Origin of the sequence: Myxococcus sp. AM010 (assembly GCF_013372585.1) — a bacterium.
GTDB classification, from domain to species: domain Bacteria; phylum Myxococcota; class Myxococcia; order Myxococcales; family Myxococcaceae; genus Myxococcus; species Myxococcus vastator.
Window position 1 is genome coordinate 18,128 of record NZ_JABXEO010000062.1, and the last position, 17,560, is coordinate 35,687.

General features: G+C 70.5%; 15 protein-coding genes. 9 read left to right on the plus strand and 6 right to left on the minus strand.

The features are described 5' to 3' along the window. Positions 1-134: 134 nt before the first annotated feature. The 5 genes from HV826_RS25200 to HV826_RS25220 are packed head-to-tail and all read left to right on the plus strand — an operon-like array spanning position 135 to position 5,182. The gene (locus HV826_RS25200) at positions 135-1,469 is read left to right on the plus strand and encodes an inositol-3-phosphate synthase (RefSeq protein WP_163777149.1); all 1,335 of its coding nucleotides are present in this window, start codon (positions 135-137) and stop codon (positions 1,467-1,469) included. Next, the gene (locus HV826_RS25205; protein WP_176419526.1) at positions 1,447-2,373 is read left to right on the plus strand and encodes a phosphatase PAP2 family protein; all 927 of its coding nucleotides are present in this window, start codon (positions 1,447-1,449) and stop codon (positions 2,371-2,373) included. Before HV826_RS25200 ends, HV826_RS25205 begins: the two co-directional genes overlap by 23 nt. Then, positions 2,366-3,616, plus strand: a complete 1,251-nt coding sequence (locus tag HV826_RS25210) for a GtrA family protein (RefSeq protein ID WP_176419527.1) — start codon at positions 2,366-2,368, stop codon at positions 3,614-3,616. Before HV826_RS25205 ends, HV826_RS25210 begins: the two co-directional genes overlap by 8 nt. Further along, entirely contained in the window at positions 3,606-4,604 is a 999-nt protein-coding gene (locus HV826_RS25215; RefSeq protein WP_176419528.1) for a hypothetical protein, read from the plus strand. Before HV826_RS25210 ends, HV826_RS25215 begins: the two co-directional genes overlap by 11 nt. Beyond that, a complete protein-coding gene (locus HV826_RS25220) occupies positions 4,601-5,182 on the plus strand; it encodes a dual specificity protein phosphatase (protein WP_176419529.1) in 582 nt (193 codons plus the stop codon). The genes HV826_RS25215 and HV826_RS25220 overlap by 4 nt, the downstream gene beginning before the upstream one ends. A 12-nt stretch (positions 5,183-5,194) precedes the next feature. Here the strand turns inward: HV826_RS25220 and HV826_RS25225 are convergent, their stop codons facing one another. The 4 genes from HV826_RS25225 to HV826_RS25240 all read right to left on the minus strand — a co-directional run bounded on the left by HV826_RS25225 (position 5,195) and on the right by HV826_RS25240 (position 9,219). Next, positions 5,195-5,599, minus strand: a complete 405-nt coding sequence (locus HV826_RS25225; protein ID WP_176419530.1) for a hypothetical protein — start codon at positions 5,597-5,599, stop codon at positions 5,195-5,197. 163 nt (positions 5,600-5,762) lie between these two features. Continuing rightward, the gene (locus HV826_RS25230; RefSeq protein WP_176419531.1) at positions 5,763-7,166 is read right to left on the minus strand and encodes a DUF4340 domain-containing protein; all 1,404 of its coding nucleotides are present in this window, start codon (positions 7,164-7,166) and stop codon (positions 5,763-5,765) included. A gap of 90 nt (positions 7,167-7,256) precedes the next feature. Then, complete coding sequence (locus HV826_RS25235; protein ID WP_176419532.1) at positions 7,257-8,186, minus strand: AraC family transcriptional regulator; 930 nt, start codon at positions 8,184-8,186, stop codon at positions 7,257-7,259. Continuing rightward, the gene (locus HV826_RS25240) at positions 8,167-9,219 is read right to left on the minus strand and encodes an NAD(P)/FAD-dependent oxidoreductase (protein WP_176419533.1); all 1,053 of its coding nucleotides are present in this window, start codon (positions 9,217-9,219) and stop codon (positions 8,167-8,169) included. Before HV826_RS25240 ends, HV826_RS25235 begins: the two co-directional genes overlap by 20 nt. A gap of 202 nt (positions 9,220-9,421) precedes the next feature. On the opposite strand from HV826_RS25240, the gene HV826_RS25245 reads away from it, so the two are divergent. Beyond that, positions 9,422-10,324 (plus strand): hypothetical protein, encoded by a 903-nt coding sequence (locus HV826_RS25245; protein WP_176419534.1) that lies wholly within the window; start codon positions 9,422-9,424, stop codon positions 10,322-10,324. Positions 10,325-10,328: 4 nt separating this feature from the next. Here HV826_RS25245 and HV826_RS25250 read toward each other — a convergent pair whose 3' ends face one another. After that, positions 10,329-10,601 carry a hypothetical protein gene (locus tag HV826_RS25250; RefSeq protein ID WP_163777127.1) on the minus strand — a complete coding sequence of 91 codons (273 nt, stop codon included), beginning with the start codon at positions 10,599-10,601 and terminating at the stop codon, positions 10,329-10,331. Positions 10,602-10,690: 89 nt separating this feature from the next. Beyond that, positions 10,691-13,171: an RND family transporter gene (locus tag HV826_RS25255; protein ID WP_176419535.1), complete on the minus strand. Its 2,481-nt coding sequence runs from the start codon at positions 13,169-13,171 to the stop codon at positions 10,691-10,693. 399 nt (positions 13,172-13,570) lie between these two features. Here HV826_RS25255 and HV826_RS25260 point away from each other — a divergent pair, with 399 nt between their 5' ends. The 3 genes from HV826_RS25260 to HV826_RS25270 all read left to right on the plus strand — a co-directional run bounded on the left by HV826_RS25260 (position 13,571) and on the right by HV826_RS25270 (position 17,481). Next, on the plus strand, positions 13,571-16,102 hold the full coding sequence (locus tag HV826_RS25260; RefSeq protein ID WP_255217402.1) for an RND family transporter: 2,532 nt from the start codon (positions 13,571-13,573) through the stop codon (positions 16,100-16,102). Between the two features lie 30 nt (positions 16,103-16,132). Then, positions 16,133-16,651 (plus strand): Erp protein, encoded by a 519-nt coding sequence (locus HV826_RS25265; RefSeq protein ID WP_176419536.1) that lies wholly within the window; start codon positions 16,133-16,135, stop codon positions 16,649-16,651. A 128-nt stretch (positions 16,652-16,779) separates the two neighbouring features. Further along, positions 16,780-17,481 carry an MOSC domain-containing protein gene (locus HV826_RS25270; RefSeq protein ID WP_368670982.1) on the plus strand — a complete coding sequence of 234 codons (702 nt, stop codon included), beginning with the start codon at positions 16,780-16,782 and terminating at the stop codon, positions 17,479-17,481. Positions 17,482-17,560 lie beyond the last annotated feature (79 nt).

The following is a 17,560-nucleotide window of genomic DNA, read 5'->3' on the forward strand; positions in this document are numbered from 1 at the left end:
CACGCTCATGACGTTGAAGTGACGAACGCTTTAGAGTATCAACCATCCGCTTTCGAGATTTTCCGCATGCACGACCGGTATCGTACCGACCCGCATACGGCCGACTCGAATACGTCTAACGAAGGAACATCACGATGGAAAACAAGAGGTCGGTCGCGAAGCCGGACGGCAAACTCGCGGTCTTGATTCCGGGTCTGGGCGCTGTGTCCACCACGCTGATGGCGGGTGTCGAGCTGGCGCGGCAGGGCAAGGGTCACCCCATTGGGTCGCTCACGCAGATGGGCACCGCCCGCCTGGGGAAGCGCACCGACGGGCGCACCGTGAAGCTCAACGAGCTGGTTCCCCTGGCGGAGCTGAAGGACATCGCCTTCGGCGCCTGGGACATCATCCGTGAGGACGCGTACGAAGTGGCCGTGCGCTCGGGCGTGCTCAGCGACAAGCACCTGGAGGAGGTGAAGCCGTTCCTCCAGGGCATCAAGCCGAAGCAGGGCGTGCACGACGCGGAGTTCGTCCGCCGCATCGAAGCCAACCACATCAAGGCCACCAAGACGCACCGCGAGAGCATCGAAGCGCTGCGCCAGGACATCCGCGACTTCAAGAAGGAGCTCAACGCGACGCGCGCCGTGATGGTGGTGTGCAGCAGCGTGGAGACCTTCCGTCCGCTGCCCGAGTCCTTCAAGACGCTGGCCGCCTTCGAGAAGGCGCTGGACGAGAACAGCCCGGACATCAACCCCACCGCGCTCTACACCTACGCGGCCATCAAGGAGGGCGTGCCCTTCGCGAACGCCACGCCCAACGCCAGCGTGGACACGCCGGCGCTCCAGGAGCTGGCCAAACAGGAGGCGGTGGCCGTCGCCGGCCGTGACCTCAAGAGCGGCCAGACGATGATGAAGACGGTCATCGCGCCCGCGCTCAAGGCCCGCATGCTGGGTCTGGACGGCTGGTTCTCCACCAACATCCTGGGCAACCGTGACGGCGAGGTGCTGGACGACCCCGCGGCCTTCAAGGCCAAGGAAGTCACCAAGTCGAGCGTGCTGGACACCATCCTGCAGCCCGACCTGTACCCGGAGCTGTACAAGAAGTACGCGCACAAGGTGTCCATCCACTACTACCCGCCCCGCGGCGACGCGAAGGAGGGTTGGGACAACATCGACATCACCGGATGGCTCGGCTATCCGATGCAGATCAAGGTCAACTTCCTCTGCCGCGACTCCATCCTGGCGGCCCCGCTGGTGCTGGACATCGCGCTGTTCCTGGACCTGGCCAAGCGGCTGGAGTGGCGCGGCATCCAGGAGTGGATGTCCTTCTACTTCAAGAGCCCCATGGCGCAGCCGGGCCTGCCGGTGGAGCACGACCTCTTCATCCAGCTCACCAAGCTGAAGAACACGCTGCGCGTCGTCGCGGGCGAGGACCCCATCACCCACCTCGGGCTCGACTACTACGGAGATGACCTCCCGCTCTCCAAATAGGGTCACCGCGCTCACGTGGCTCTGCACCATCCTGGGGTTGAGCCACTTGACGCTGGTGTACGCCACCGGCCGGCTGCGGTGGGACCACGTCGCGGCGGACGCGCTGATTCTGGGGGTGGCCTGGGCGGGCCCCCGCCTTCAGCGCTTCCTCCGCGGTGGGCTCGCGCTGTGGCTGACCGGGATGCTGCTGGACAGCCAGGGCCTCTGGCTGTTCCTGCGGGGCCCCATCCACACGGGCGACCTGTGGGAGCTGGAGCGCCAGTGGTTCCCGGCGCCCGGCGGCACCCACTGGCCCGAATGGTGGGCCACGCGCTTCACCCCGGCCTTGGACCTGCTGTGCGGCTTCGCCTACGCGGCGTACCTGTACGAGGTCTTCATCCTGGCCCTCTTCTTCTTCGTGAAGAAGGACTCGCTCTTCGAACGGCTGTGCTGGGGCTTCCTGGCGGCGAACGCGATTGGCGTCGTCATCTACGTGCTCTACCCCGCGGCGCCGCCCTGGTACGTGCTCCAGTACGGCCCGGGACCGGCAGACCTGGCCGCGCCCCCCAACCCCGCGGGCACGGCCCGCTTCGACGCGCTGCTGGGGATTCATTATTTCGCGGGCTTCTACTCGCGCAGCACCAACGTGTTCGGGGCCATGCCTTCCTTGCACGCGGCGTACCCGTTCCTGGTGATGATGTTCGTGTGGTCGCGCGGCTGGGCCTGGCGCATCGCCACCGGGCTGTTCGCGTTGCTCGTCGCCTTCTCCGCCGTATACCTGACGCACCACTACATCCTGGACGTGCTCGCGGGCCTGGGTGTGGCGGCGGTTGCATTTCTGGCGGTCGAAAGCGTCTACGCCCGCGTGACGGCCTCCGCACCCTGGGCCGTGTCGTTGACTACAAGAGGAGACACCCGTGCTTGAGAACCTGATGGCGTGGTTGACCGGAAACCTGTCTCCGTCCGCCCGCATCTGGACGGCGCTGGCTCCGGCCATCGTCGCGTGCACCTACTTCCTGGGCGGGCTGCTCGTCTTCTGTATCCGCTGCGCCTTCAAGGGCATCCCCCGCGACGAGGAGACGCTCAAGCGCGGCAGCACCGGGCTGGTGGGCTTCTTCCTGCGGCACTACTTCTTCTGGATCATCCAGCCGCTGTGGGCGGTGATTCTGCGCTCGGGCCTGCCGGCCAACGCGCTGTCCATGCTGTCGGGCCTCTTGGGCGTGTCGTCCGGCGTGGCGGTGGCGGCGGGCCGCTTCGCGCTGGGCGGCTGGCTCTTCCTGTTCGCGGGCATCCTGGACGTCATGGACGGGCGCATCGCCCGCACGCGCAAGGAGGCCAACCCCGCGGGCGCGGCGCTGGACTCGGTGCTGGACCGGTACGTGGACTCGGCGATGCTCATGGGCCTGGCCTGGTACTACCGGGACACCTGGGTGTTGCTGCCCGCGCTGATGGCGCTGCTCGGCTCCTCGCTGGTGCCCTACGTGCGCGCCAAGGGTGAGGGCCTGGGCGTCAGCGTGCGCGACGGCGCCATGCAGCGGCTGGAGCGGGTGCTCTTCATGGGCGCGGGCACGGCGCTGTCGCCCATCCTGGAGGCCGTCTTCTGGCCCGAGGAGAAGCACCCCATGCACTGGCTGGCGGTGGTGGGGCTGGTGTTCGTCGCCGTCATGAGCAACGTCACGGCGCTCTCCCGCTTCCGCAACCTGGTGAAGGCGCTGGCGCCCCAGCGTCAGGAGGCGCGCTCTGGCAAGGCCATCATCGGCCTCAACGCCCTGGCGGGCGCGCTGGCCACGGCGGTGGACTTCGCGCTGGTGCTGGCGTTGGTGGAGTGGGTGGGCATGCTGCCCGCCTGGGCCACGGTGCTGGGCTGCGGTCTGGGCGCGGTGGTGAACTACTCCATCAACCGGGTGCTCACCTTCAAGAGCACCGGCGCGGTGGGGCGGCAGCTGGCGCGCTACTCCGTGGTGAGCGGCACCAGCGCGCTGCTCAACGCGGGCGGCGTGGCGCTGCTGACGCTGCACCCGCAGCTGGCCTATGCGCTGGGGTGGTGGCTGGTGCGCGGCGTGGTGTACTTCGCGTGGAACCTGCCGCTGCAGCGTGACTACGTCTTCAACAATGAGGCGGCGGCTGCCGAGGACCCGCTCATGGAGCAGCGTCCCCATGCGGCCTGAAGGGCGCTTCCAGGTGCTGAAGGGCCTGGCGGTGGCCACCGCGCTCGTGCTGCCCTCGGTGGCGGCGGCGGGCGCAGTGCTGGAGCCGAAGGTGTCCCCCAGTGACAACTACGGGGAGAACTTCACCTTCATCGGCGACCTGGACGGCGGCACCTTCATCTTCGTGCAGTTGACGGTGACGAACATCGGTCCCGGCTCGCGCATCGGCCTGTGCCGGACCACGGTGCTCACGCCAGGACAGAAGGCCTGGTCCGCCCAGACGAAGGTCAAGGCGCGCGACTGGAGCCATGACGCCAAGACGTCGACGCTGAAGATGGGGCCGTGCTCGGCCCGCTCGGCGGAGGGGACCACGCGCGTGGAGGTCCCGCTGGAGGGCGGGCGGGTGCTGCTGGAGTACGCCGCGCCCATGACGCCCCAGGGCCAGGAAGGCACGGAGGTGGAGGTGGGCAAGAACCGCTACCACCACGAGGTGACGCTGGCCTTCAGCGCGCTGAAGGCGACGGTGCGGCGGCCCAAGGGCGAGGACGTCGTCTACACGGGTGGCGGGTACGCGGACCACACGCGCTCCACCATCGCGCCGGCGAAGCTGGCGAAGCGGTGGGTGCGCTTCCGGGCGCTGCGCGGCGGCGAGAAGCTGGTGCTGCTGGCGCGTGAGGGCCAGGACGGTGAATACGGCCCCGTGTACGCGTGGGAGGAAGGCGCCAAGGCCCGCTCGCTGGAGCACTTCACGCTGGCGCGGGAAGGCGTGAAGGAGCGCAGCTCGTGGAAGGTGGAGCTGTTCGCGGATGGCGCCTCCGCCATGGTGCTGCGCTCCACGTCGCTGCTGCAGCGCAGCGCGCCGGTGGAGGACCTGGGCGCGGTGCTGGGCGGGCTGGTGCGCACGGTGGTGGGCTCGCCGGTGACGTACCTGCACCGGGCGGTGCTGGAGCGCGAGGGCAAGGCGCCGGTGACGGGGCTGATGGAAGTGACGCTCGAGGGCGACCTGTGAGCCTCGCGCTGCTGCGGGAGGTGCACCACGTGCCGGGTGTGCGCGGCTGGGTGCGCAAGCAGGTGCTGCGCTCGGTGGCGCGCTGCGTGGAGTGGACCACGAAGCTGCCGGGGCGCGGGCTGAACGTGTCGCGGGTGAATGACTGGCTGTACGTGGGTGGCGCGGTGCCTCGCTCGCGGTACGCGGAGCTGAAGGCGCGCGGCATCACCGCGGTGATTGACGTGCGGGGTGAGCGCTGTGACGACGCGGAGGCGTTGAAGGCGCTGGGCATCGAGCTGCTGAACCTGCCGGTGACGGACCGCTATCCGCCGTCGGTGGAGCAGGTGATGCGGGGCGTGGAGTGGGCCCTGCCCCGGCTGGAGCAGGGCGGCACGCTGTACACCCACTGTGAGCACGGCGTGGGCCGGGGCCCGCTGGTGGGGCTGGCGGTGATGGTGGCGCGTGGCTGGGAGGCCCCGGCCGCGTACCGCGAGCTGCGGCAGGCGCGGTGGCAGTCCACGCTGAATGACCGGCAGCTGAACGGGCTCGCGGACTTCGTCGCCGCGTGGCAGGCGCGGGCGGCCGAGCGGGCGGCATAGGCCGCGCCCGGCTCAGTCCCGCGTCAAGATGACGCCGTCATCACTGATGGCATAGCTCGCGCCGGGGTCCATGACTTCCGGCTGCAAGCCACAGCGTTCCTGCTCCCTGGGCGTGAAGTGGACGAAGGTCATCTTCTCGCCCCGCTGGAGCCAGGCGTCATATGTCTCGATGCGATGGAGACACTGCGTCATGGCATCCGCGTTCCTGGGGGGCCTCGTTCCGGGGGGCAGGAAGTCCTCCATCGCGAGTTGGAGCGCCTTCAACTGAGTGCCATCCACGGTGGATGAGGCTTCCTTCGTCCACTCCGGGAACTGGATGCCGGCGGAGACCTCGGGCGGCGCGACTGGCGTCCTGGACCGCAGGTGCAGGCATCCACTCATAAGGCTCATGAGGATGAAGAAGCCGACTGGTTTCATCTGCGTCGTCCTCAAGTTCGACCGCGGTCGCTGCCAGCCCAAGTTCCGGCCTACTCACCACGGATATCATCCGTCACGGAAGGCTCTTCCTCAGAGCCTCCATCAATAGGGAGATTGCCACACATTGAGCGCGCAGCGCCTCGAAGGCAGCCCGCAGTGGGGCCTACGGCCCACTGAAGAGCGCGAGGCCCCGCGACACCCAGGCGCGCACCCTGTCCTCCACGGCATAGGTGAAGCCGTCACGCGAGCCTCGGGCGTACACCTCCTGGGAGCCCTCCGGCGCGTCCGGAACCTCGTTCCCGAGCCACAGCGTCTGCACGGCGCCGCCCTCCTCGCGCACCTCCACGGAGGCCACGGGCGGAGACAGGCCCGCCTGCGCGTCCTGCACCGCTCCATCGACGAGGCGAGAGGCCTCGAGCCGCTGGAGCCAGACGAGCCGCGCCTCCACCTGTGACGCGTCGAACCGGAAGGACTCCGGCGGCGACTGGGGCTCACGCAGCACCCAGCCCCGCGCGTCCTTCGCCACCACCACCGTCGTGTCACCGGTCTGGATGCGCACCTGGTTCACCTGCTCCAACGCGAACCGCAGCAGGAGCAGGTCACGGAAGTCCACCAGCCGCTTGCGCACCTGCGCCGCCGACACCGCGGACACCTCGTACACCCGCGCATCTCCCTCCAACTGGACGAAGACGGTGTCCTGGGCCTCCGCCGCGCGGCCCAGCCGCAGCACCACCGTCTTCCCATCCTTCAGGCGCGCCTCCACCGTGTCATGCGCCTGGGCGAGCGCGGCCTTCGCCGCCGCGGCGGCCTCCCCCGCGAGCACGTCCTGCGCCTCGACCTCCAACAAGTCCCGCACGACCTGGTCGGCCGCGCGCGCGCTGAACCGGAAGCCCTCCGGCACCTGCGTCCCCTCCGCGAGCCGCCAGCCGCCCGCCGCGCCACTCGACGTCACCGTCACCGGCGCGTCGTCCCCGACACGAAACACCAGCTGCGTGAAGTCCTCGGGCGCCCCCCGCACCAACCGCGCGTCACGCCAGTCCATGACGCGCCGGCGCCACAACCAGCCCAGCCGCGTGGGGTGCTCGAAGACGTCCGCGTTGGCCGCCTTGCGCACGTAGGTCCCACCGTTCGACGCCCCATCCTTCCCGAGCACCAGCTCCAGCGGAGGGCGGCCCTCCTGGAGGATGCGGACCTTCAGCCCGCGCGCGTCATCCAGCCAGAAGTCGTTCAGCCGGTCTGCGTTGCCGCCGACGAACTTCGCGCCCGCCGCCCGGGCCAGGGACTCCAGCGCGCCCTTCACCATCGCCTCGTCCGCCAGGTAGCGGCGCTCCGGCGAGCCCGGGTCCGCGACCGTCCACCCACCGCCGTCCCGCCGCAGCGTGGCGCGGCGGCCCCCCGAGAGCTCCAGGCCGGAGACACGCGCCGGGTCGAAGCCCGACAGGTCCAGCTGGCGTCCACCCTCACCACCGCTGGCGCCCGGCTGCCCCGGCGGCTGCTCGCCGGCGACGAACATGAACACGAGCAGCAGCACGGCTGCGCCAACGACGATGACCAGCGCCTTCTTCATGGCTCTCCCTCGGCTCCGGGCCCAGGGAGAACCCTTACTTCACCCCCGCACGTCCCGGCATCCCCCTCCGTGACTTTCGGCGGGGACAGCTCATGGGGCCCCTGCCGTCGCCTTGCGCCGCCACGCGGCCGGCGTCACCCCGTGGACGCGGCGGAACTGGCGGATGAAGTGCGTCACGTCCGCGTAGCCCACGCGCTCCGCGATGATGTCCACGCGTTCATCCGTGCCACGCAGGCGGCGGCGTGCCTCCGCCATCCGGCACTCCAGAATCCACTCGCCCACCGTGCGGCCCGTCTCCTGCCGCACCACGCCCGCGACGTGCGCGGAGGAGCGCCCCAGCGCCTTCGCCACCTGCGCGAGCGACAGCGGCTCCAGGCAGTGCGTCTCGATGTACGTGAGCGCCTTGCGGCTCAAGCCCAGGGAGGGCGGCTCGCTCGCGCCCGTCTGGGCCGTCATGCGCTCCAGCTCGATGAGGACCAGCCGCAGCAGGGAGCGCGCGGCCTCCTCGTGCCCGGGCTCGTCGCGCGCCACCTCCTCCGACAGCAGCCGCATCCACCGCGTCAGCCGCCGGCGCTGCGGCACCGAGGGCCGCAGCACGGGGTGACAGCCCTGGCGCACCCGCAGCAACGGCCCCAGGCGACTCGCGCCCCCACCGTCCTCGCCCAGGGCGTCCGGATGGAAGGCCACGCCCCACCCTTCCGCGTTCGAGGCGCCGGCCCCGTGCGCGTCCCCGGGCGGAATCAGGTGGACGTCTCCCGCCCTGACCACCAGGTCCCCCGCGTGCCGCATCTTCGACTCGCCTCGCGTCACCAACATCACGACAGCGTAGGCGTGCACGGAGGTGGCGCGCCCGGCCCGGTGATGGCCATGAAGGCGCCCCGCCCATATCGGCAGCCGCCCCTGTTCGAAGTCCAGGCGCGACGACGACGAATCGGGCCCACAGGACGGCGCTTGTGGCTCGGACGGCATCGCCCCTTCGTAGCGAGCGAAGCGCCCGGGCTCAACCCTGAGCAGGTCCATGCGCGGCGCCCGCCCGTTCCAGGTTCAGCGCATGATTCACCATGCCCGCCGCCATCATCCCCGCGGACGCGGCCGCGATGGCCGCCTGCATCCGGGTGCCGAGGTCCCCCGCCGCGTAGATGCCCGGCACCGACGTCTCGCCCGGTCCCTTCAGCTTCACGAAGCCGTCCTCGTCCAGCTCCAGCCCCAGCCGCAGCACGAGCGGCGACTGCCGCTGGGCGGGACGGTCGAAGAGAAACTCCCGAGGCACCCGGGCGCCGTCCTCCAGCTCCACCGCCTCCAGCTTCTCCCCAGCCGAGATGAGGCCACGAATGCGCCGCGTCTCCAGCCGGACCCCCGCCTTCTCCAGCAGCGCGCGCTTGTCGGCGGGCACCTCGAAGCCGTCCAGCGCGAACACCACCAGGTCGCGGGTCCACCCCGTCAACATCACCGCGAAGTCGAGCGTCATCTCGTTCGCGGCCAGCACACCCCAGGCCCGGTCCTGAATCTCCCAGCCATGGCAGTACGGGCACTGGAAGATGGCCTTGCCCCACAGGTCGCCGTAGCCGGGCAGCTCGCGCATCACGTCCACCATCCCCGTGGCCAGCAGCACCCGGCGCGCCTCCACCACGTCGCCCCCTTCGAGCGCCACGCGGAACACCGCCCCGGCGCGCTCGACGTCCAGCACCCGCGCCTCGCGCAGCGCCACGTCGTAGGGGCGCAGCTGCTCCCAGGCGACACGCCGGAACTCCCGGGGCGGGATGCCATCCCGCGTGAGGTAGGTGTGCACCTCCTCGGCCATCGCGTTCCGGGGCGTCCCCGCGTCGCATACCAGGACCTTCTTGCGGCCACGCCCCAGCGCCAGCGCCGCGCTCAAGCCACCCGGGCCACCACCTACCACCACCACGTCCACCACGTCCTTGCGCTCCATGTCGTCCGTCCTCGTCGCGTCCATCGCGTGTCTGCAGCCCAGGGGCAGCGCGGCACCGGCCAATCCCAGCCCGGCCAGCGCCAGGGCCTCACGGCGCGTCGTCCATGCCGCCCGCTTCGTCATGGAGAAGTGCTAACCGGCGGCTCCCGGACTCGGGAGGGCGCGGCTTCACGCCGAATCGGCGGATTCGCGCGTTCGCGGCGGCACACCCTCGAAGGGCGCCACGGTGGGCGGCCCGAGGCCAGGGTGTGGCTGGCCGGCCGCGGTCCGAGCCGCCAGGCCCTGGTACACGCATTGCTATCCCAGCCAGCATCAGGAGGATGTCATGCGCTACGCCATGGTGCTGGGAGTCACGTTGGCCTCGTTCGGGGCCGCCGCCGAGGAGCGGTGGACCGCGCCGTATCAGCTTGAAGCGGTCTCCGGCCGCACCACCCGCGTCATCCTGGGCGAGCAGGCGCCGGAGGACGTGGCCTCACGGCTCCAGGTCATGACGCTCGTCGGCACGCGGGGCCTGGCGGTGGCGCGCTTCCAGCGGACGGAGGCCGTGTGCACGGGCGAAGAGGACGCGGGCCTGCCGCCGGTCTGCCACACCGTGGGCGTCTACACACAGGCGGAAGGGACGCCGGACCTCGGTGAGCACCTCGTGGCCCTGGCGGGCACCGTCACCGGCACGGTGAGCCTGCCCGCGCCCAGGACGGCGCCGGAGCGCCCTGTCCCCGGGCAGTGGACCTCTGACACCTTCGAGCGTCCCGTGGACGAAGGCGCCGACCCCTTCACGCCCGAGGGCCTTCCCGTCCCTGGCTACCGGTGGAGGACCTCGCCCGAGGGGCACGTGACGCTGGAGTCCAGCCGCGACGGCCAGAGCGAGAACACACGCGTCCCGCTGGACACCTGCACCCAGGAGCGGCAGGGCCCCTTCACCCGGCTGGAGTGCTTCCCGGGCCCGACACCTTTCGCGCCAGCTGACTCCCCCGCCGCCTCATTGCTCTACGTGGACCGGCGGCCCCTCGTTGTCAGCTTCGCGGACTACGGCGAGGCCAGCACGGACCTCGTCGCCTCGCTGCGAGTCGGCGGCGACACGCAGTACCTGGTCCGCGTGGGGCTCAAGGGGCAGGCGGTCACCGGGCTGCTCTTCCGCGAAGGGAGCGCGTGGCGCCTCCTCCTGCGCCCCGCGGACTATCCCGTGCTCGGCTGCTGGCACGGCCCGCGCGCGGGCGGCCCACCGTGACGACCTACTGACGCCGCTCCGGCGTCATCGCCTCCGGCCGCCGGTAGTCGGTGGGCTCGAGCACGTTCTGGCTCCTGCACTGGCACGTCTGGCAGCCGCGCTCGCGGTCCATGGTGCAGTTCGTCCCGCCCAGACAGGTGAGCTCGCGTGACTCCGGGCAGCGGGTATCACCCGCCTTCTCCTCGCGCTCGCCCGAGTGACGACACCCCGCCAGGGTCGCGGCCCCGAGGAGTCCCATCAGCAGCCACCACCGACCCGCGCTCCGCATCCGGCTCATCACGCCACCTTGATGAAGGGTTGAGGGCCTACTCGGCCCGGCCCCCTGTCATATCGAGCGCGGGCGCACAGGGCCAACGGCGTCTGCCTTCACGCCTCCGGCGCGGGCTGCTCGGTCTGCTCATCCGGAGACGTGCTGTGCTTGCGGCGCCAGCGCTCCACCATCAGCAGCAGCGACGGGAAGCCCAGCAGCACGATGACCAGGTTGATGCCGAAGCCCAGGTTGGCCAGGTCCCCGATGGAGTTGAGGCCCGGGTGCTTCGCCAGGATGAGCGCGACGAAGCCGATGGCGCTCGTCAGCAGGCCGCCCGTAATCGCCCGGCCCGTCTCCGCGTACACGGAGACGAAGTCCGCGCCGCGCTCGCCCAGCCGCTGCACCAGGTGCACGCCCGCGTCCACCGTGGTGCCCACCAGCACCGGCAGCACCATGATGTTGAGGTAGTTGAACTGCAGCCCCAGCAGCGACATCAGCCCCACCAGGCCGATGACGGACAGCAGCGTGGGCAACATGCAGATGAGCGCGGTGCGCAGCTTGCCCAGCGTCAGCCACATGGCCACCAGCACGCTCAGCACCGCCGCCGCCAGGATGCGCGGTCCCTCGCGCGACACCATGTCCAGGATGTCCGCCAGGATGAGCGCCTCGCCCGCCGCCGACACCTGGCTGCCGTCCGGCATCTGCAGGCCACGCACTTCCTTGGCGAACTTCCGCGTGCCTTCGCCGTCCGACAGGCTGACGCCACCGGCGTACACCAGCACCACGCCGCCCGTGCTGCCATCCAGGCTCTCGAACTGGTGTCGCACGCTGGTGGGCAGGGCCTCCTGGGTGAAGGGCTTCGCCTTCGCCATGTTCAGCGCGCGCACCAGCGTGTTGCGCGTGTCCTCCGGCAGCCGCTCCGGGTCCAGCTTCTCCAGCTTCGTGGAGATGGCTTGCAGGATGGCCTGCTTCTCGTCCTGCCGCTTGGGGACCAGGTCATCCAGCGCGCCCACGAAGTCGATGGTGGAGTCCTTGCCCCGCGCCGCCTTGCGCGCCTCCAGCTGGCGCACCACCTCGCGCTCCATCTCCTGCGAGTCGGTGAGCACCACCACCGGCGTCTGCGAGTAGCCCAGGATGTCGTTCACCTTCTGGTCCAGCACCGCCGACGCCTGCTTGTAGTCCTCCAGCGTGCGCGAGTCGTAGTTGAACGAGATGCGGTGCGCCTGGGACACCAGCGCCAGCACGCCCACGCCCACCACGAGGCCCACGCCCCGGTAGGAGCGCGGCAGCCAGCGGGCCAGCAGGCTCAGCGGCCCGGCCGCCTCCGCTTGCTGCACCCGCGGCGCCCAGCCCAGGCGCGTGGCCAGCCCCAGCATCGCGGGCAGCAGCAGCACGTAGGAGAAGATGCTCACCAGCATGCCCACCGCGGCGATGATGCCGAACTCGCGGAACGCCCTGAACTCCGACATGGCCAGGCTGAGGAAGGTGAGCGCCGCCACCAGCGCCGCGATGAGCGCGGAGAAGCCGGTGTGCCGGAAGGACTCCTCCACCGCCTCCTCGGAGTTCATCCCCTCCGAGCGCAGCGTCGTGTAGCGCCCCAGCAGGTGGATGCCGTGCTCCACGCCCAGGCCGCCCAGCACCGCCGCCAGGAAGCCCGTCAGGAGGTTCACCTGCCCGTAGGCCAGCCCCACGAAGCCGTACGTCCACCCCAGGCCCGCCATCACCGGCGCCATGGTGAGGCCCACCGACAGCGCGCTGCGGAAGTGGAAGGCCAGGTACGCCAGCAGCAGCACCAGGGCCAACGTGGACGCGCTCGCCAGGTCCCCGACGATGACGCGCTGCTGATCAATCTTCTTCTTGAAGGTGCCCGTCACCGCCGTCTTGAAGCCGGGCCCGTACTTCGACAGGTCCTGCGTCGCCAGGAAGTCCTCCACCTGGCCCACGACCTTCTTCGAGTAGTTCAGGTCCGCGGCGCTGCCCCGGGGCTTCGCCATCAGCACCACCATGCGCTCGGTGGGGTTGATGTAATAGAGGTCGCCCTGGCCGGAGAGGCGCTGGTTGGCGCGGCCGGTGTACTTCTGCTCGATGTCAGCGAAGTCCACTGACGGCGGGTCCTCCTCCACCAGCGAGACGAAGAGCGGATTGGCCTGCTGCTTCTCCCAGAGGATGCGCGCGTCGATGCGCTCCTGGATGGTCTCCAGGTCCTCGACGTCCACGTAGTAGAGCGAGTGCTCGTCGAAGAAGGCCCGGGGCCGCTGGTGGGAGACGTAGCGAATCTCCGACAGCTCCCCGAGCTTCGGCGCCAGGTCGTCCGCGAAGCGCTTGAGCACCTCGGGGTCCGCCCCCATCCCCACCACCACCACGTTGCCCTGGCCACCGAAGCGCTTGCGCAGCTTTTCGATGTCCTGAACGCTGGGGAAGTTCTTCGGCAGCAGCCCCACGAAGTCCGCGTTGAGCGTCAGCGTTTTGGCGAAGTACGCGCCGAGCACGGTGAGCACCAGGGCCAGGAGCAGCGCCTGGAAGGGCTTCCGGTGGTTCCGCACCGCCAGGCGGCCCATGGCGCCCTCGAACCGCTCCGACCAACGCTTCTCACTCATGCTTTCGACACCTGCATCTGTTGACTGGCCGAATCGCCGGACACCTTGGGCACGCGCTAACGGGAGAGTCAACGCGTTTATGCCGTGAGGCGGAAAGTAAGGCTACGAATCACTTGTCTCATGTAGCGCGCCCTTCGAGCGAATGCTCGCCTGCTTGTGCTCCCTGACATGCCGTCGCCCGGGGGGATGCGACGGGTTGAATGGACGCCATGCGCGCTGTTGGCTGTCCCTCCCTGGTGGGCAGACAAGCAGACGTGGGCGCCTGCATCGCACCCCCGCCATGGTCACGTTCCCCGGCGACACGGGCTCGCGCGTGCGAGCACACGAGGGAGGGGAAGCCGCTCCGCCCTCCGCGCGACCGGGAGGGCCGGGGCCGCGGGTGGTGGCCGCGGGCCGATGATGGGACCGCATCCGAACGACACGACGCCTCCGGGCGAGCCGCGGTGGATGGGGCGCGTGGAGCGCGCGCTGGGCGCGATGGCCGCGCACAACCACCGGCGTCCGGTGGTGGCGCTGCTGCTGGCGCTGGTGCTGGCCGCCGTGGGTGGCTTCTTCGCGCGCGGCCTGCACCTCAACGCCAACCTGGTGGACCTGCTGCCGTCCTCCTTCGAGAGCGTGCAAGATTTGCGGGAGCTGGAGCGCCGCTTCGGCGCGCTCGGCTGGGTGGCGGTGGTGGGCGAGGGCGCGGACCCCGAGTCCCTGAAGCGCTTCGCGAATGACCTGGCCCCCAAGCTGGAGGCCCTGCCCGGCATCCGCTTCGTCGAGTCGCAGCGCCCCGGCGCCTTCTTCCGCGACCGGGCCCTGTACTTCCTGTCGGAAGAGGACCTGCGGGAGGTGCACCGCCGCCTGGAGGCGCGGCTCCAATGGGAACAGCAGCAGGCCAACCCGCTCTACGTGCCGCTGGTGGAGGAGGAGCCGCCGTCCCTGGACTTCTCCGACCTGGAGGCGAAGTACGCGGGAGGCGCCGGCCAGCGGCTGTCCACCCACGAGGGTGACTACTACCTGGATGAGCAGCAGCGCCGCGTCGTGCTCCTGGCCAAGCCGGACACCACGTCCGCGGACCTGGGCTTCTCGCGCAGGGTGACGGACGAGGTGCGCGGGCTGCTCGCCGCGCAGGACCTGTCGAAGTACGGGGCCGGCTTCAAGGTGGGCATCACCGGCACCTTCCAGAAGAAGCTGGACCAGCAGCAGCAGATTGCGCGCGACATCGGCGTGGCCTCGGCGGTGGCCACCACGCTGATGCTGCTCTACCTCCTCTTCCACTTCCGCAGCGCGCTGGCGGTGGGGCTGGTGCTGACGCCCGTGGGCGCGGGCCTGGCGTGGACGTACGGCCTGGTGGCGCTCGTCTACGGCGAGGTCAACCTCCTGACGGGCTTCTTGGGCGCCATCCTCGGCGGCCTGGGCCTGGAGCACGGCATCCACCTGCTGGGGCGCTACCTGCACCTGCGCGGCGAAGGCCACACCTCCGAGTCCTCCACGCGCGCGTCCTTCACCCACACCGGCGGCGCGGCGCTCGTCTCCGCGTTGGTGGCGGCGCTCACCTTCTTCGTGCTGGGCACCTCGCGCTTCCGCGCGTTCCGCGAGTTCGGCGTCATCGCGGGCGTGGGCATGGTGGTGCTCATCGCCGCTTACGTGTTGGTGCTGCCCGCGCTGCTGGGCCTGGCCTCGCGCTGGGGGTGGACGCCTCGGCGCGCCTCCGTCACCACCACGCGCTCTCCCATGGGCCAGCTGCTGCTGCGCCGCCGGCACGTCGTCACCGCCGTGTCCGCCGTGCTGCTGCTGGGGCTGCTGAGCCAGACGGGGCGCGTGCGCTTCGACTTCGACTTCGGCTCGCTGGAGGACCAGGACCTGCCGTCCTTCACGCTGGACCGCGAGGTCAACCGGCTCATCGGCTATTCGCAGAGCCCGGTGGTGGTGCTCACCCAATCGCCCGAGGAGGAACAGGCGATGGTGGAGCGGCTCCACGCGCGGCAACGCGAGCGGGGCAAGGACTCCACCATCGACTTCGTGGCCTCGCTGTCCTCGCTGGTGCCCGAGGACCAGCCGCGCAAGCAGCGCGTCCTCCAGGACATCTCGCGGCTGCTGGAGCACGTCCCGGACGACCGGCTGGAGGCCCGGCAACGGGCGCAGGTGGCGTCGCTGCGCAGGCAGGCGGCCTCACCGCCCTTCACCCGTGACGACCTGCCGCCGAGCGTCCAGCAACAATTCCTGGGCCGGCAGGGCACGCCGGGGAGCTTCGTCATGGTCTACCCTGCCGTGGACCAGTCGGACGGCACGGCGGTGCGCACGCTGGCGCGGGAGGTTCGCGGCGCGGGGACACCGGATGGCTCGCGCGTCTCCGCGGCCGGCGAGTCCATGGTGCTGGCGGACATCCTGGACATGGTGACGCACGAGGCGCCGCGCATCCTCGGAGGCACCACGCTGGCGGTGCTGCTGGCCATGTGGCTGACGCTGGGCGGCCTGCGCATCGCGCTGCTGTGCATGGCGCCCACCGTGGTGTCATTGGTGGCGCTGCTGGGGCTGATGCCGCTGCTGGGGCTGGAGTTCAACTACCTCAACATCCTCGTCATCCCGATTCTCATCGGAACGACGGTGGACGCGGGGGTGCACCTGCTGACGCGACTGTCGTCACCGGGCCATGACTTCGTGTCGGTGTATTCGGAGACGGGGAAGGCCATCTGCGGCGGCTTGCTGACCAGCGCGATGGGCTTCGGCGCGCTCTTCCTCGCTGACCACCCGGGCCTCAACTCCATTGGCGCACTTGCCAATCTGGGCTTCGCCACCAACCTCCTCATCATGCTGGTGGCATTCCCGGCCCTGCTGCTGGTGCTGTCGGAGCGCAGGCTGAAGCGCCATCCCGCCCGAAAGGAAGCACAGAAATCGGAGCCGCCGCGTCACTCGGGGCGCGGCGAGCCCACGCACGCAAGCTGAAACACACACACCCACGAAGGAGGGAGCAACATGGCGAAGCAGATGAAGCGGGGTTGGATGTGGGCCGGAGCACTGGCGGGCACCCTGGCGCTGGGAACCGCGTGTAGCGCGACGGAGGCGCCGGTGCAGGTGGCGCAGGTGGACCCGTCCACCGGACAGACGGTGACGCCGGGCACCGCGCCGGGCAACACCTCGCCGAGCACCGGCGGCGCCAGCACCACACCGCAGACGGGCTCCACGAACACGAACCCCAACACGTTGCCACCGGCGACGAACCCCAACACCCTGCCGCCGGGCACGTCCACGACGACGCCGGGCACGGGCGGCTCCGGCACCACGACGCCCTATGACACGGGCTCGCAGGGCAGCACGTCCACCGTCCCGGGCACCGCGCCCTACGCCACGGACGCGGGCACGGGCGGCTCCGGCATGGGCACGCTCCCGAGCCCCAGCGTCACGACGCCCGGCCTGGACACCACGCCGCCCGGGACGTCCAACACCGTCCCCGCGCCCTCGGGCGCCCTGAACGACGCGGGCACCAGCTACTAGCCTCCGCCCTGGCGTCCTGATGCCGCGCCCCATTCGGCACCGCGAACGTCGCGGTGCCGCCCATGGGGCGTTGCCATGCTGGACAGGTGCGTCCGCGCCTGCTTTGTCCCGCGGGCATGGAGACCCTCGTGACGCGCCTGCTGTCGCTGCGAGTGGGCCTGCCCCGGGAGCTGGGCGTGGCCGGTGCCACCTCGCCGCTGGAGCGGCCCTGGACCAGCGCCATCTTCAAGGAGCCGGTGACAGGCCCGGTGTGGCTGTCGCGCATGGGGCTCGCCGGAGATGGCCAGGCGGACCGCAAGGTCCATGGCGGTCCGGAGAAGGCGGTCCTCGCCTACCCCGTCACGCACTACGACTTCTGGCGCGAACGCCTGGCGCGAGACGACGTCGGCCCTGGTGCCTTCGGTGAGAACTGGGTGTTCTCCCAGGGCACGGAGGCGGACGTCTGCATCGGAGACGTGCTGCGCGTGGGCGGCGCACGCGTGCAGGTGTCCCAGCCTCGCCAGCCCTGCTGGAAGCCCGCGCGCCGCTGGGGACAGCGCGACCTGTCGCTGCTGCTCCAGCAGACCGGCCGCACCGGCTGGTACTACCGCGTGCTGGAGGAAGGGCCCGTCCAGGAAGGCGACGCGGTGGCGCTGCTCGAGCGGCCCTTCCCCGCCTTCACCGTCGCCTTCGCCCACCACGCCATGCACGGCCACGCGCCGGAGGACGCCGCGCTGCTGGCGGAGTGTCCCCTGCTGACGCCGAACTGGCGTGACTCGCTCCGCAGGCGCGCGCAGGGCAACCGGGGAGACGACCGCCCGCGGCTGGTGGGCCCCAACAGCGCCGACTGAAGGACACTGCGCGCGTGGCAAGCCGTCCCCGCGTTTCATTCCCACCGCCGCCTGGAGAGCAGGCGGCCATGGGAGGGGC

Excerpts from the sequence above, each read along its gene's own strand:
- HV826_RS25200 (WP_163777149.1), top strand. The coding sequence starts at position 135 with ATGGAAAACAAGAGGTCGGTCGCGAAGCCGGACGGCAAACTCGCGGTC.
- HV826_RS25205 (WP_176419526.1), top strand. The coding sequence starts at position 1,447 with ATGACCTCCCGCTCTCCAAATAGGGTCACCGCGCTCACGTGGCTCTGC.
- HV826_RS25215 (WP_176419528.1), top strand. The coding sequence starts at position 3,606 with ATGCGGCCTGAAGGGCGCTTCCAGGTGCTGAAGGGCCTGGCGGTGGCC.
- HV826_RS25225 (WP_176419530.1), bottom strand. The coding sequence starts at position 5,599 with ATGAAACCAGTCGGCTTCTTCATCCTCATGAGCCTTATGAGTGGATGC.
- HV826_RS25230 (WP_176419531.1), bottom strand. The coding sequence starts at position 7,166 with ATGAAGAAGGCGCTGGTCATCGTCGTTGGCGCAGCCGTGCTGCTGCTC.
- HV826_RS25235 (WP_176419532.1), bottom strand. The coding sequence starts at position 8,186 with ATGGACCTGCTCAGGGTTGAGCCCGGGCGCTTCGCTCGCTACGAAGGG.
- HV826_RS25240 (WP_176419533.1), bottom strand. The coding sequence starts at position 9,219 with ATGACGAAGCGGGCGGCATGGACGACGCGCCGTGAGGCCCTGGCGCTG.
- HV826_RS25245 (WP_176419534.1), top strand. The coding sequence starts at position 9,422 with ATGCGCTACGCCATGGTGCTGGGAGTCACGTTGGCCTCGTTCGGGGCC.
- HV826_RS25250 (WP_163777127.1), bottom strand. The coding sequence starts at position 10,601 with ATGAGCCGGATGCGGAGCGCGGGTCGGTGGTGGCTGCTGATGGGACTC.
- HV826_RS25255 (WP_176419535.1), bottom strand. The coding sequence starts at position 13,171 with ATGAGTGAGAAGCGTTGGTCGGAGCGGTTCGAGGGCGCCATGGGCCGC.
- HV826_RS25260 (WP_255217402.1), top strand. The coding sequence starts at position 13,571 with ATGGGACCGCATCCGAACGACACGACGCCTCCGGGCGAGCCGCGGTGG.
- HV826_RS25265 (WP_176419536.1), top strand. The coding sequence starts at position 16,133 with ATGGCGAAGCAGATGAAGCGGGGTTGGATGTGGGCCGGAGCACTGGCG.